Origin of the sequence: Mycolicibacter arupensis (assembly GCF_002086515.1) — a bacterium.
In the GTDB taxonomy this organism is placed as follows: Bacteria; Actinomycetota; Actinomycetes; order Mycobacteriales; family Mycobacteriaceae; genus Mycobacterium; species Mycobacterium arupense.
The window spans coordinates 83,133-97,439 of sequence record NZ_MVHH01000005.1; the positions used below are offsets into that span (position 1 = coordinate 83,133).

The 14,307-nt window shown below is 66.6% G+C and carries 10 protein-coding genes; 6 read left to right on the forward strand and 4 right to left on the reverse strand.

The genetic code is table 11. The annotated features are described in order from the left end of the window. The first annotated feature begins 14 nt into the window (after window positions 1-14). Genes BST15_RS04350 through treY form a run of 3 tightly spaced genes read left to right on the forward strand, consistent with a single transcriptional unit; the run spans window position 15 to window position 6,719 of the window. Entirely contained in the window at window positions 15-2,222 is a 2,208-nt protein-coding gene (locus BST15_RS04350; protein WP_198528283.1) for an acyltransferase family protein, read from the forward strand. Between the two features lie 50 nt (window positions 2,223-2,272). Beyond that, window positions 2,273-4,441, forward strand: a complete 2,169-nt coding sequence (gene glgX, locus BST15_RS04355; RefSeq protein ID WP_046188225.1) for a glycogen debranching protein GlgX — start codon at window positions 2,273-2,275, stop codon at window positions 4,439-4,441. Between the two features lie 4 nt (window positions 4,442-4,445). After that, a complete protein-coding gene (gene treY, locus BST15_RS04360) occupies window positions 4,446-6,719 on the forward strand; it encodes a malto-oligosyltrehalose synthase (protein WP_046188224.1) in 2,274 nt (757 codons plus the stop codon). A gap of 26 nt (window positions 6,720-6,745) precedes the next feature. Here the strand turns inward: treY and ilvA are convergent, their stop codons facing one another. Both ilvA and BST15_RS04370 read right to left on the reverse strand, forming a co-directional pair. Continuing rightward, complete coding sequence (gene ilvA / locus BST15_RS04365) at window positions 6,746-8,035, reverse strand: threonine ammonia-lyase IlvA (protein WP_046188223.1); 1,290 nt, start codon at window positions 8,033-8,035, stop codon at window positions 6,746-6,748. Window positions 8,036-8,063: 28 nt separating this feature from the next. Continuing rightward, a complete protein-coding gene (locus BST15_RS04370) occupies window positions 8,064-8,501 on the reverse strand; it encodes a nitroreductase family deazaflavin-dependent oxidoreductase (protein ID WP_046188222.1) in 438 nt (145 codons plus the stop codon). A gap of 89 nt (window positions 8,502-8,590) precedes the next feature. On the opposite strand from BST15_RS04370, the gene BST15_RS04375 reads away from it, so the two are divergent. Then, complete coding sequence (locus BST15_RS04375; protein WP_046188221.1) at window positions 8,591-8,791, forward strand: hypothetical protein; 201 nt, start codon at window positions 8,591-8,593, stop codon at window positions 8,789-8,791. Window positions 8,792-8,857: 66 nt separating this feature from the next. After that, window positions 8,858-9,691: a class I SAM-dependent methyltransferase gene (locus BST15_RS04380; protein ID WP_046188278.1), complete on the forward strand. Its 834-nt coding sequence runs from the start codon at window positions 8,858-8,860 to the stop codon at window positions 9,689-9,691. Window positions 9,692-9,695: 4 nt separating this feature from the next. Here the strand turns inward: BST15_RS04380 and BST15_RS04385 are convergent, their stop codons facing one another. Next, complete coding sequence (locus BST15_RS04385; RefSeq protein WP_109370714.1) at window positions 9,696-10,067, reverse strand: helix-turn-helix domain-containing protein; 372 nt, start codon at window positions 10,065-10,067, stop codon at window positions 9,696-9,698. Window positions 10,068-10,130: 63 nt separating this feature from the next. Between BST15_RS04385 and BST15_RS04390 the strand changes: the two genes are divergently transcribed. Continuing rightward, a complete protein-coding gene (locus tag BST15_RS04390; RefSeq protein WP_046188219.1) occupies window positions 10,131-10,589 on the forward strand; it encodes a PPOX class F420-dependent oxidoreductase in 459 nt (152 codons plus the stop codon). A 36-nt stretch (window positions 10,590-10,625) separates the two neighbouring features. Here the strand turns inward: BST15_RS04390 and dnaE are convergent, their stop codons facing one another. Further along, window positions 10,626-14,177 (reverse strand): DNA polymerase III subunit alpha, encoded by a 3,552-nt coding sequence (gene dnaE, locus BST15_RS04395; protein WP_046188218.1) that lies wholly within the window; start codon window positions 14,175-14,177, stop codon window positions 10,626-10,628. Between the last annotated feature and the right edge of the window lie 130 nt (window positions 14,178-14,307).

A 14,307-nucleotide genomic window follows, 5' to 3' on the forward strand; every position in this document is an offset into this window, starting at 1 on the left:
ATTGTCGGGCGATCATGATTGCCCTGTCCCCGCCCCGAACGGCGGTAACACCTGTTGCGGGACCCGCATCCGGATCCGTTCCGACGCCTGCGTCGGCCACCGCGATGGGCACGCGCAAAGAGGGCTTCTACCGCCACGACCTGGACGGTCTGCGTGGCGTCGCGATCGCGTTGGTGGCGGTCTTTCACGTCTGGTTCGGGCGGGTGTCCGGCGGGGTGGATGTCTTTCTGGCGCTCTCGGGTTTCTTCTTCGGAGGCAAGCTGCTGCGGGTCGCGCTGAAGCCGACATCGTCGCTGTCGCCGATCCCCGACGTGACCCGTCTGGTTCGCCGGCTGCTGCCCGCCCTGGTGGTGGTGCTGGCCGCCTGCGCGCTGCTCACCATCTGGATACAGCCGCAGACCCGTTGGGAGGCCTTCGCCGACCAGAGTCTGGCCAGCCTCGGTTACTACCAGAACTGGGAACTGGCCCGCAGCGCCGCCGACTACCTGCAGGCCGGTGAGGCGGTCAGTCCCCTGCAGCACATCTGGTCGATGTCGGTCCAGGGCCAGTTCTACATCAGCTTCCTGCTGCTCATCTTCGGGTTCGCCTACCTGTTCCGGCGCGCGCTCGGCTCGCATCTGCGGACAGCCTTCGTCATGTTGCTGATCGCACTGACAACGGCCTCATTCTGGTACGCGATCATCGCGCATCAGGACAATCAGTCGCTGGCCTACTACAACAGCTTCGCCCGCGCCTGGGAGCTGTTGCTCGGCGCACTCATCGGTGCGCTGGTGCCCTACATCCGTTGGCCGATGTGGCTGCGGACCGCCGTGGCTACCGTGGCACTGGCAGCCATCCTGAGCTGCGGGGCACTGATCGAAGGGGTGCGCGAATTCCCCGGACCGTGGGCATTGGTGCCGGTGGGCGCCACCGTGGCGTTCATCCTTGCCGGGGCCAACCGCCAGGCGCAGCCCAGCACCAGCGCCCAGCTGCCCTGGCCCAACCGATGGTTGGCGGCGGCCCCACTGGTGACGCTGGGTTCGATGGCCTACTCGCTGTACCTGTGGCACTGGCCGCTGCTGATCTTCTGGCTGTCCTACAGCGGGAATCGGGAGGCGGGCCTGCTGGACGGCGCGCTGATCCTGCTGCTGTCCACCGTGTTGGCCTACCTGACCATGCGGTTCGTCGAGGACCCGCTGCGCTCGCGCAAGCCGGCCGCCGGCGCGGCTCCGGTGGTGCGGCCACGGTGGCGCAGGCCCGCCGCGGGCTGGTGGCGCCGCCCGACATCGGTGCTGGGCTCGACCGTGGTGCTGCTCGGTGTTGCACTGACGGCGACGTCCTTCTCCTGGCGAGAGCACGTCACCGTGCAGCGCGCGAGCGGCACCGAACTGGTCAAGCTCAGCAAGGACGACTACCCCGGGGCCCGTGCCCTGCTCAAACACCGTCGGGTGCCCAAGCTTCGGATGCGCCCCACCATCCTGGAGGCCAAGAAGGACCTGCCGCGCTCCACCCGGGACGGCTGCATCAGCACCTTCACCGATCCGAACCTGATCAACTGTGTCTACGGCGACCCGGAGGCCACCCGGACGGTGGCGCTCGCCGGCGGATCGCACGCCGAACACTGGCTGTCCGCGCTGGACATCCTCGGCCAGCGCCACCACTTCAAGGTGGTCACCTACCTCAAGATGGGCTGCCCACTGTCCACCGAAAAGGTGCCGCTGGTGATGGGCAGCAACGCCCCCTACCCGCAGTGCTACCAGTGGGTGCTCAAGACCATGGACAGGTTGGTCGCCGACCACCCCGACTTCGTCTTCACCACCGCCACCCGGCCGTGGAACATCAAACCCGGCGACGTGATGCCCGCGACCTACATCGGCATCTGGAAGCAATTGTCGGACAATCACATTCCCATCCTGGGAGTCCGCGACACCCCGTGGCTGCTGCACGACGGCGACCCGTACCAGCCGGCGGACTGCCTGGCTTCGGGCGGCGATGCGGAATCGTGCGGCGTCAAACGCTCCGAGGTGCTCGTCGAGCGCAATCCGACCCTGGACTTCGTCGGCAGATTCCCGCTGCTCAAGCCGTTGGACCTGTCCGACGCCGTCTGCGACAAGGAGATCTGCCGGGCTGTCGAGGGGAATGTGCTGATCTATCACGACTCTCATCACCTGTCGGCGACTTACATGCGCACCATGACCGGCGAGCTCGGCCGTCAGATGGGTGCGGCCACCGGTTGGTGGTGAGCCCGGACACGCTCGGCGGCAGACGGCGCACAACCGGATAAGGTCAAGCGATGTCGTCGGCTGAGCCGGTACCCGCGCCCACCCCGGAGCCCGCCGCGCCCACGGTCTGGCCCGGCAACAGCTACCCCCTCGGCGCGGTCTACGACGGAGCCGGCACCAACTTCGCGGTGTTCTCCGAAGTCGCCGAGCATGTCGAACTCTGCCTGATCGACGACCGCGACCACACCGAGACCCGCATCGGCCTCGATGAGGTGGACGGCTACGTCTGGCACGCCTACCTGCCCGGCGTCGGGCCCGGGCAGCATTACGGCTTCCGGGTGCACGGACCTTTCAACCCGTCCGCGGGACAGCGCTGCGATCCGAGCAAACTACTGCTGGACCCGTATGGGAAAGCCTTCCACGGTGCCTTCGACTTCGGTCCGCAGCTGTTCTCCTACGATCCGGCCGATCCCGACAGCGGTGCTGCGCCCCCGGCGCAGGACTCCCTGGGCCACACCATGACCAGCGTGGTGATCAACCCCTACTTCGATTGGGCCGCCGATCGGTCACCGTGCACGCCCTACCACCAGACGATCATCTATGAAGCGCACGTCAAAGGCATGACCCAGACCCATCCGGGCATCCCGGCCGAACTGCGCGGCACCTACGCCGGGCTGGCGCACCCGGTGATCATCGACCATCTCAAGTCACTCAACGTGACGGCGATCGAACTCATGCCGGTGCATCAGTTCCTGCACGATCAGCGACTGTTGCAGCTGGGACTGCGGAACTACTGGGGATACAACACCTTCGGGTTCTTCGCGCCGCACAACGAGTACGCGGCAAGTCGACAGGCCGGCGGCGCCGTTGCCGAATTCAAAGCCATGGTGCGGGCCTTCCACCAAGCCGGCATCGAGGTGATTCTCGACGTGGTCTACAACCACACCGCCGAAGGCAATCACCTGGGCCCCACCCTCAATTTCCGCGGTATCGACAATGCCGCCTATTACCGGCTGGACGAAGGAGATCTAGCGCACTACACCGACTACACCGGTACCGGCAACAGTCTCAATGCCCGTCACCCGCACACCCTGCAGCTGATCATGGACTCACTGCGCTATTGGGTGACCGAGATGCACGTCGACGGCTTCCGCTTCGACCTGGCATCCACCCTGGCCCGGGAGCTGCATGACGTCGATCGGCTGTCCGCGTTCTTCGATCTGGTGCAACAGGATCCGGTCGTCAGCCAAGTCAAGCTGATAGCCGAGCCGTGGGATGTCGGCGAAGGCGGCTACCAGGTGGGCAATTTCCCCGGATTGTGGACCGAATGGAACGGAAAATACCGGGACACCGTGCGTGACTACTGGCGCGGTGAACCCGAGACACTCGGCGAGTTCGCCTCTCGCCTGACCGGTTCCTCGGACCTCTATGAGGCGACCGGGCGGCGCCCCAGCGCCAGCATCAACTTCGTCACCTGCCACGACGGCTTCACGCTGGCTGACCTGGTGTCCTACAACGAGAAACACAACGAGGCCAACGGCGAGGACAACCGCGACGGTGAAAGTCACAACCGGTCGTGGAACTGCGGTGTGGAAGGACCCACCGAGGACCCCGAGATCCTGGCGCTGCGGGCCCACCAGGTCCGCAACATCATGGCGACCCTGCTGATCAGCCAGGGCACCCCGATGATCTTGCACGGCGATGAGATGGGCCGCTCGCAGCGCGGCAACAACAACGTCTACTGCCAAGATTCCGAGCTGTCCTGGATGGATTGGACGCTGATCGAGCGCAATGCCGACCTGCTGGCCTTCACCCGGGCCCTGACCACGCTGCGCACCACTCATCCGGTGTTCCGGCGGCGCCGATTCTTCAAGGGGCGACCGATCCGCGGCGGCGACGAGGTGCGTGACATCGCCTGGCTGACCCCAGCGGGTCACGAGATGACCCAGGAGGACTGGGGCAGCGAATTCGGCAGGTGCGTCATGGTTTTTCTCAACGGCGAGGCGCTGCCGGAGCCAGACGCCCGCGGACAGCGGATCGTCGATGACTCCTTCCTGTTGTGCTTCAACTCCGGTGACACCTGCGTGGATTTCATTACGCCCAACACCGAGTACGCGCAGGTCTGGACCGCGGTGATCGACACCGCACACCCGGACGGCAGCACCGATCTGGTGGTCGATGCCGGAGCGGCCATCACCGTGATCGGACGCTCACTGACCGTGTTGCGCAAGAGCCGGTGAACCGATGGCCTCCCCGGTGCTGTCGACGTATCGGTTGCAGTTGCGCGGCCCCGCCGGTTGCCGTCTGACCTTCGCCGACACCGAGAACCTGCTCGACTATCTGGACGAGCTCGGCATCAGCCATCTCTATCTCTCCCCCATCCTGACGGCTACCTCGGGGTCCACCCACGGCTATGACGTCACCGATCCCACCACGGTCGCCGCCGATCTGGGCGGACCCGACGGCTTGGCCCGGCTCTCGGCGGCAGCGCGGTCCCGCGGGATGGGCCTGATCGTCGACATCGTGCCCAACCATGCCGGCGTCGAGGTGCCCGTAGAGAACCCCTGGTGGTGGGATGTGCTGCGGCACGGGCGATCTTCGGACTATGCCGCGTTCTTCGACATCGACTGGGACCTGGGCGCCGGACGCATCATCTTGCCGGTGCTGGAGTCCGAACGGGATCTGACCGGCCTGACCCGCCGCGGCGACACATTGGCCTTGGGCGAGCTGGTGCTGCCGATCGCCCCGGGCACCGGTGCCGGCGACCCGCACCAGGTACTCGATCGTCAGCATTACCAGCTGGTGGACTGGCGCAGCGGGGTCTGTGGCTACCGCCGGTTCCTGACCATCAACACTCTCGCCGCGCTGCGGCAGGAGGATGAGCAGGTTTTCACCACGACCCACCGCGAGGTGGCTCGCTGGTTCGCCGAGGAGATCGTTGACGGCGTCCGCATCGACCACCTCGACGGACTGTCTGACCCGGTCGGCTATCTGTGCCGGCTGCGCGCCCTGATCGGCCCCCGGGCCTGGATTGTCGTGGAGAAGAATCTGGCCACCGGCGAAACTCTGGACCCCGGCCTGCCCGTGGCCGGCACCACCGGCTACGACGCGCTGCGGCTGATCGGCGGGCTGTTCGTCGACCCCGAAGGTGCCCCCGGGCTGACCGCGTTGGCGGCCCCGACGGCGGTGGGCCCACTACCGGCGCTGCGGGCCACGACCGCCGCGGCCCTGACCAACGACGCTCAGCGACTGCTGCGTTGTGTCACCGCCTCGACCGGATCCAGCGAGCCCCGGCTGGCCGAGGCGCTCGCGGCACTGCTCGGCCAGGTCGGTGTGTACCGCTGCGACTACGCGACGACCGAGCCGATACTGCCCGCGGCGATCGCCCAAGCCGCCGCGGCGGCGCCGGAGCTGGCCGGGCCGCTGGGCGTCATCGGTGCCGCCGTCGCCGACGGCAGCGAAGCCGCGGTGCGGCTACAACAACTGTGTGTGACAGTGGTGGCCGGCGCGGTCGAGGGCCGCCTGTTCCATCGCTATGCGCGCCTGGTGTCGCTCAACGAGTTCGGCGGCGACCCGCTGCGATTCGGCTGTACCAGCGGCGAGTTCCACACCGCCGTGGCAGGCCGCGCCCGGCACTGGCCGGAATCGATGACCACGCTGTCCACCCACGACACGATGCGAGGAGAAGACGTCCGAGCGCGCATCGGGGTGCTCTCTCAGCTGCCCGAGCGCTGGGCCGGCACCCTCGAGCGCTGGGAGACCCGTGTCGGATGCCCGGACGCCGCGACGGGACTGTTTCTGTGGCAGAACATCTTCGGCGCCTGGCCGGAGGACGGCATCGTCACCGAAGAACTACGCGCCCGGCTGCACGCCTACACGCGCAAGGCGATCCGGGAGGCCGGCGGGCGCACCTGCTGGCGTGACCCGGACACCGCATTCGAGCACGCCGTCGCCGAGTGGTTGGACGCGGTGCTGCACGGTCCGGTAGCCGGCGAACTCACCGAGTTGGTCCGCGAGCTGGCACCGCACGCCCACAGTGACGCGGTGGCCCAGAAGATGCTTGCCCTCACCGTTCCCGGCGTGCCCGACGTCTACCAGGGCACCGAGTTGTGGGAGGACAGCCTGGCCGATCCGGACAATCGCCGGCCGGTCGACTTCGCCGCCCGCCGTGTCGAGCTCGGCGCGGCGACACATCCGAAAATGCGCGTGGTCCATGCTGCCCTGCGTGCCCGCCGTGAGCTCCCGGACGCCTTCCGGCGGGGGGCCTACCGGCCGATGCTGGCCGCCGGACCCTCCGCCGATCACGTGGTGGGATTTCGGCGTGGTGACGATGTGGCGGTGGCGGTGACCCGCTGGACGGTGCGGCTGGCACGGTTCGGTTGGGGCGACACGGCGATGCCACTGCCCGAAGGCACCTGGACCGACCGCCTGACCGGGCGAAGCTGGTCGGGGGCCATCTCGGCCGCGGAGCTGTTCGGCGAGCTGCCCGCCGTCCTGTTGGAGCGCCACCGCCCCTGAGCCTGGCTGGCCAGCCGTGGCGGGGCTCAGAGCAGGTAGCGATATGCCGGCGAACCGGGCTCTAGGGGTTCGACGTGGATCTGGCAGGTCTGCATGCGCGACAGCAATCCGTCGAGATCGGCCGCCGACCCCAGCTGCACCCCGACCAGTGCCTCGCCGGTCTCGCGGTTGTTGCGTTTGACGTACTCGAACAGCGTCACGTCATCGTTGGGGCCGAGGACTTCATCGAGGAACCGGCGCAGGGCGCCCGGCTCTTGGGGAAAGTCGACCAGGAAATAGTGCTTAAGACCCAGGTGCACCAATGAGCGCTCCAAGATCTCGCCATAGCGGGAGACGTCGTTGTTGCCCCCGGAGATCAGACACACCACCGTCGATCCCGGTTCGATATCTGCCTCCACCAATGCGGCCACCGACAGCGCGCCGGCCGGCTCGGCGATGATCCCTTCGTTCTGATAGAGGTCGAGCATCGCGGTGCAGACCGCGCCTTCGTCGACGGTGGTCACCGACACCATGTCGCCGGCCCCGGACAGCACGGCATACGGCAGGGCTCCGGCGCGCCTGACGGCGGCCCCATCGACGAACTGGTCGACGTGGTCCAGACTGACCAGCTTCCCGGCCGCCAGCGCGGCCATCATCGAGGCGGCCCCGGCCGGCTCGACGCCCAGCACCGCGGTGGTGGACGTCCGCTCCGCCAGATAGGTCGTGATGCCCGAGATGCAGCCGCCCCCGCCCACCGGAACGATCACCAGATCCGGCGCCGTGTCGAGCTGGTCGAGTATCTCGACCGCGATGGTGCCCTGGCCTGCCATCGTGCGCAGGTCGTCGTAGGGGGGCACCAAGGTGGCTCCAGTGCGGGCAACATCAGCCGCAGCGGCCTCGGCGGCCAGATCGTAGGTCGCCCCGCCAACGATCAACTCGATGAACTCGCCGCCGTGGTAGCGGATGCGATCCCGCTTCTGTTTGGGGGTCTTGGCCGGCACGTAGACCCGGCCGTGGACACCCAGTGCGCGACAGGCGTAGGCGAACCCCTGTGCATGATTGCCGGCCGACGAGCACACCACGCCTGCGGCCAACTCCGCCTCGGTGAGCTGAACCAGCAGGTTGTAGGCGCCGCGCAGCTTGTAGGACCGCACCGACTGCAGGTCTTCGCGCTTGAGATAGACCTTGGCGCCGGTGAGCTCGGAGAGCCGATCGCTGTACAGCAGCGGGGTCGGTGCAACCACCCCGGCAATGCGCTTGGCCGCCGCGTCGATGTCGGCCGCGGTCAACGGGCCGTTCAAGGAGCCACTTCGGTTCTGGCGCAGTTCGGCGGACACCGGAATATGGTGCCACCCAGCTGCGTGTTCAGCCCACCGGGGTCAGCACAAACACCGGGATCTGGCGGTCGGTCTTCTCCTGGTAATCGGCGTAGTCCGGGTAGGCGGCCACCGCTCGCTCCCACCATCGCGCCTTCTCGTCGCCGAAGACCTCTCGGGCGTCGTAGTCGCCGGTGACGGGGCCGTCCTGGAGCTCGACCCGGGGATTCTTGACCACGTTGTGGTACCAGACCGGGTTCTTCGGGGCCCCGCCCAGTGATGCGACGATCGCATACTGGCCATCGTGTTCGACCCGCATCAACGGGGTTTTGCGCAGTTTGCCGGTCTTGGCGCCCACCGTGGTGAGCAGCACGACGGGCATGCCCTTCATCTCGGTGCCCTCGGTGCCGCCAGAGGCCATGTACTGCTCGGCGTTCTCCCGCGACCAATCCCACGGGCTGGGTGCATATTCTCCGCTCAGTGGCATGCCACCAAGCCTAGACCGACACCACGCCGGGACCACCCCGAAATATGTTTCGGCTGGCCTAACAAATAGTTGTCACGTACCGTTGACCTATGGCCACCGTCGAGCGCTCCCGGCAGCACATCGCCATCGCCGGCGTGCCGTGGCCGACTTACAAAGTGGTCGCCCTGACGCTCGGGATGCTCACCCTGCTGGCAGTCGGTGTACTGACATCCAGCGCGGCCGCCGCGGTTCTGACCGCCGCCGCCGTAGGCACCGCAGCCTGGCTCGTCCTCGGCCTCATCGGCGACTGACCCGCTCCACCAGGGCCTCGATCGCGCCTGCGCATGCCGCTGCCCGCCATCGCCTACGGTGAGCCCATGTCGATTGCCGTCACCGAGCTCAGCCTGGTCGAGCAGACCGCGTTCCTCACCGCGTACGCCCGTGCGCTCGACTGCCAGTCCCCCACCCCGATCCTCAACGACGAGTTCTCTGAGCGGGTGGTCGGCCTGATCGACTACGACTTTGCCGCCTTCCGGATTCCGGCGAGCGTGGTGCGTCAAACCGCCCTGCGCGCCAAGCTGCTCGACGAGCGGGTCCGCACCTACACCGCGGCCAATCCTGAGGCGGTGGTGGTCGACCTGGGTTCCGGGCTCAACGAGCCGTTGGCGCGGGTGAGTCCGCCCGCAGGCGTCGACTGGTACAGCATCGATCTTCCGCGGGTGATCGCGCTGCGCGAGACGGTGGTGCCGGCCCAGCCCGCCGAGCACCGGATCGCCGCCGATCTGACCGGTGGCGACTGGGCGGCCGGCATTCCGGTCGGGCGGCCCACCATGGTGATCGCCGACGGATTGTTCGCTTTCCTCACCCAGCCTCAGGTCATCGGCGTGATCGGACAGGCCATCGATCACTTCGGCACGGGCGAACTGGCATTCAACGACTACGGCAAGGTCGGGGCGTTGAGCTCGCTGGGCATGAAGCTGGCACCGCGAGGAATGTTCAGCGTGCTGCGGCACGTGTGGGCCAACCCCGGATTCACCGATCCGCGCACACCGGAGCGGTGGGACCCGCGCCTGCGCCTGGTCGAGCAGGCCTGCCTGGCGCATGCCGCGGAGGTGGACGCGTTTCCCAACCCGGCCCGCACCCTCACCCGGCTCGCCGGCCGATTCTCGTCACTGGCCGGCAAGGCCCGGGTGCTGCGCTACAAGTTCTGAGGCCCTACCGCGGATGGATTCCACAGCTGCAGGAATCGATGGAGGGACAGGTGCACCGCAGGCCCCATTCGATCACCTCGCGAGCGCGCGTCAGTGATTCCAGCTGAGCGTCAATGTCGGCCAGCTTGGCCCGAGCCAGAGCGCGGCTGGCTGGACGCCCGGCGGCGTCATCGGCGAACAACACACGGATCTCGTCGAGGGAGAACCCCGCTGCTTTACACAGGCCTATCACCTCGAGCCGGGTCAGCGTCGCGTCGTCATAGCGGCGCTGCCCGCCACGGCGAGCCGGGGCTGCCAGCAACCCGACCTGCTCGTAATAGCGCAACGTGGTAGCGGTGACCCCACTGCGGCGGGCCACCTCTCCGATAGCCATCAGGCCAGACACCTAATACCTCCGAGGGCTTGACTTAAAGTCAACTCTAAGTGATTGCCTGGGGATATGCACCCTCACATCACGCTCCCCGACGAACTGCTCCACAGCCGCTACGCACTGCTGCGCACCTTCCGCCGCGACGGCTCACCCGTAGACACCCCGGTGTGGTTCGCCCTCGACGACGGCTCCATCGTTTTCCGGACCAGGATCGGTCCGAAGACAGGCAGGATCACCCGATGCCCGTCAGTCGAACTGATCCCCTGCGACTATCTCGGCCGGCACAGCCACAGCGCGCCAGCCCTCGGCGGCCGGGCCACCATCCTGTCTGGCGACGAGGCCGAGACAGCCAATCGCGCCCTGCACCGGCGCTACGGCTGGCAATGGAACATCGTCCCGATGATCCCGGTACCCGGGGTGAACAACGTGCACCGCGACCTGCCGATCCGGGAAAAGCTGCGACGCACCAGAGTTCGCAGCCTCTGGCCGGACAGCGTGATCGTTCGAGTGGACCCGGTCGGGTCTTAGACACCGCGCGAGGCCCGATACGGCGGCGCCCGAGCGCTACCCGCCCAGGCAGCCCGGCCCGAGCAATGCCTTCAGGTCCCCCATCAGTGCCGAAGACGGCGTCACCCGCAGGGAGGGGTCCAATTCCAGCACCGTGATGCGCTCGCCGCTGATGAGTCGCAACTGCACCTGCGCGGTGCCGGGATGACGGGTCAGCACCTGCTTGAGTGCGCTGACTTTGTCCATGGTGCATTGGCGGGTCGGAAGGCTTACCGCCAGCGGCCGGTCCGCGGCACTACCGGAGAAATCGGGCACCACCAGCTCATTGGCGATCAGCGATATCCGGTCGTCGCGAATATTGACCTTGCCGCTGACCAGCACCACCGCGTCATCGGCAACCTCGGCGCCGTAGGCCGAGTAGGTCTGCGGAAAGAACATCACCTCGATACCACCGGTGAGATCTTCCAATTGCGCTGAAGCCCAGGGTAGTCCGTTCTTGTTGACCCGACGGTTCACCGACGCCAGGATGCCGCCGACCCGGACCTGGGTGTCGGCGGCGATATCGCCCTCCAGGATCGCCGGGATCTGAGTGTCGACCTGGGCGGCCAACAGGTGTGCGATGCCGTTGAGCGGGTGGCCGGAGACGTAGAGCCCCAGCATCTCCCGCTCCAGGGCCAGTTTGTGCTTGTCGGCCCATTCCTCGTCGGGAACTTTGATGCCGAAGACGGCATCGGTTCCGGCGCTTTCGCCGTCTCCCCCGCCGAACAGGTCGAACTGCCCTATCGCCTCGGCCTTCTTGGTGCCCAGCACCGAGTCGACCGCGTCGGTGTGCACCAGAAACAGACCCTTGCGCGGATGCCCCAGCGAGTCGAAGGCACCGGCCTTGATGAGGGATTCGGTGACCTTCTTGTTGCAAGCCGCGATGTCGATCTTGTTGAGGTAATCCGAGAAGTCGGTGAAGCGGCCCTTCTGGGTCCGGGTGTTGATCAGTGAGCCGACGACATTGGCGCCGACGTTGCGTACCGCACCCATCCCGTAGCGGATGTCTTCGCCCACCGAGGCGAAGTTCAGCTCGGATTCGTTGACATCCGGAGGTAGGACGGTGATTCCCAGCCGGCGGCAGTCGGCCAGGTACACCGCGGCCTTGTCCTTGTCGTCACCGACCGAGGTCAGCAGGCCCGCCATGTATTCGGCCGGATAGTTCGCCTTGAGATAGGCGGTCCAGTACGACACCAGGCCGTAGGCGGCAGCATGCGACTTGTTGAACGCATACCCGGCGAAGGGAAGGATGGTGTCCCACAAGGCTTTCACGGCCTTCTCGGAGAATCCGTTGGCAGTCATCCCCTCATAGAAGCCCTTGTACTCGGCTTCCAGCACTTCAAGTTTCTTCTTGCCCATGGCTTTACGCAGCGCATCGGCCTTACCCATGGTGTAGGAGGCCACCTTCTGGGCGATGAACATGATCTGCTCTTGGTAGACGATCAGGCCGTAGGTCTCCGACAAGATGGTGCGCAACGGCTCCTCAAGCTCGGGGTGGATGGGCTTGATGACCTGGCGATTGTTCTTACGGTCTGCATAGTCGTTGTGGGCGTTCATGCCCATGGGGCCGGGCCGGTACAGCGCCAGCACCGCGACGATGTCGTTGAACTCGGTGGGCTGCATGCGGCGCAGCAGGTCACGCATCGGTCCACCGTCGAGCTGGAACACACCCAGGGTGTCACCGCGACCCAGCAGTTCGTACGTAGCCGGATCATCAAAGGGCACGGTGTCCAGGTCCAGGTCGATGCCCCGGTTGGCCTTGATGTTCTCCAGGCAGTCGCCGATGATCGTCAGGTTGCGCAGGCCCAGGAAGTCCATCTTCAGCAGGCCGATTTCTTCACACGAGGGGTAGTCCCAGCCGGTGATGATGGCGCCGTCCTGCGGGCGCTTCCACAAGGGAATCGCCTCGATCAGCGGCTCGGAGCTCATGATCACCGCACAGGCGTGCACGCCGGCGTTACGGACCAGGCCTTCCAGGCCGCGGGCCGTCTCGTAGATGGTGCGTACGTCGGGATCGGTATCGATCAACGCCCGAACCTCTGCGGCCTCCTTGTACCGCTCGTGGTTGGGGTCGGTGATGCCCGACAGCGGAATGTCTTTGGCCATGATCGGCGGCGGCAGCGCCTTGGTGATCCGGTCGGCGATCGCATAACCGGGCTGGCCGTAGTGCACACGGGCGGAATCCTTCAGCGCCGCCTTGGTTTTAATGGTACCGAAGGTGATCACTTGGGCGACCCGGTCACTGCCCCACCGCTCGGCGGCATAGCGCACCATCTCGCCGCGGCGACGGTCGTCGAAGTCGATGTCGATATCGGGGGCCGACGGGCGTTCGGGGTTGAGGAAACGTTCGAACAGCAGCCCGTGCGGGATCGGGTCGATGTTGGTGATGCCCAGCGCGTACGCCACCAGAGACCCGGCGGCCGAACCTCGGCCGGGGCCCACCCAGATGTTGATCGACCGGGCGTAATTGATCAGGTCGGCGACGATCAGGAAGTACGACGGAAAGCCCTTGCCGCAGATGACGTCGATCTCGTAGGCGGCACGATCGGTGTATTCGCTCGGCACGCCGCCGGGAAATCGGCGCTGCAGCCCGGCCAGCACCTCGTGGCGCAGCCACGAGCCCTGGTCGTGGCCGTCGGGAACCGGAAAGACCGGCATCCGGTCGCGGGGCGCCCACACGTCGGCATAGGACTGCACCCGCTCGGCGATCAGCAGCGTGGAGTCGCAGGCCCCAGGCAGCTGGTCGTCCCAGAGCGCGCGCATCTCGGCCGCTGACTTCAGGTAATAGCCGTCGCCGTCGAACTTGAACCGGGTGGGATCGGAGAGCGTCTTGCCGGTCTGAATGCACAGCAGCGCCTCGTGATTCTGCGAGGCGTCGCGGGTGACGTAGTGGCAGTCGTTGGTGGCCAGCGTCGGAATGCCGAGCTTGCGGCCGACTTCCAGCAGGCCCTCGCGTACCCGGCGCTCGATGGACAGGCCGTGGTCCATCACCTCCAGGAAATAGTTCTCCGCACCGAAGATCTCCCGCCATTTCGCGGCCGCTTCCAGCGCCTCGCGCTCGTGGCCCAGCCGCAACCGGGTCTGCACCTCCCCCGACGGGCACCCGGTGGTGGCGATGATGCCCTCGGCGTGCTCGGCGATGATCTCGGCGTCCATCCGCGACCACTTGCCCAGTTGGCCCTCGAAGGAGGCCAATGAAGACAGCTTGAAAAGGTTGCGCAGCCCGGTGGCGTTCTCGGCGACCATGGTCATGTGGGTGTAAGAACCGCTGCCGGAGACGTCGTCACTCTTCTGGCCCGGGTCGCCCCAGTGGATCCGGCGGGTGTCGAACCGCGAGGCGGGGGCGATGTAGGCCTCTACCCCGATAATCGGCTTGATGCCGACCTTGGTCGCCGCGTTGTAGAACTCGCTGGCGCCGAACATGTTTCCGTGGTCGGTCATCCCGATCGCGGGCATCTGCAGGCGCTGCGCCTCGGCCAGCATCGGGGCGATCTTCGCCGCGCCGTCGAGCATCGAGTACTCGGTGTGGTTATGCAGGTGCACGAAGGACCGCGACGATGAACTGTCCATAGGACCGCCAGTCTATGGCGCGGCACTGACGCTTTCGCGCGTGTCGCCGTCCGTGTCTTCTCGGCTGTCGTTTCCCGGGACAGCGGCGGCCGCCGTGCACTACGTTGAGGTTCGGCTGAAGCGGAGGAGA

Excerpts from the sequence above, each read along its gene's own strand:
- BST15_RS04350 (WP_198528283.1), top strand. The coding sequence starts at position 15 with ATGATTGCCCTGTCCCCGCCCCGAACGGCGGTAACACCTGTTGCGGGA.
- glgX (WP_046188225.1), top strand. The coding sequence starts at position 2,273 with ATGTCGTCGGCTGAGCCGGTACCCGCGCCCACCCCGGAGCCCGCCGCG.
- treY (WP_046188224.1), top strand. The coding sequence starts at position 4,446 with ATGGCCTCCCCGGTGCTGTCGACGTATCGGTTGCAGTTGCGCGGCCCC.
- BST15_RS04370 (WP_046188222.1), bottom strand. The coding sequence starts at position 8,501 with ATGCCACTGAGCGGAGAATATGCACCCAGCCCGTGGGATTGGTCGCGG.
- BST15_RS04375 (WP_046188221.1), top strand. The coding sequence starts at position 8,591 with ATGGCCACCGTCGAGCGCTCCCGGCAGCACATCGCCATCGCCGGCGTG.
- BST15_RS04380 (WP_046188278.1), top strand. The coding sequence starts at position 8,858 with ATGTCGATTGCCGTCACCGAGCTCAGCCTGGTCGAGCAGACCGCGTTC.
- BST15_RS04390 (WP_046188219.1), top strand. The coding sequence starts at position 10,131 with ATGCACCCTCACATCACGCTCCCCGACGAACTGCTCCACAGCCGCTAC.
- dnaE (WP_046188218.1), bottom strand. The coding sequence starts at position 14,177 with ATGGACAGTTCATCGTCGCGGTCCTTCGTGCACCTGCATAACCACACC.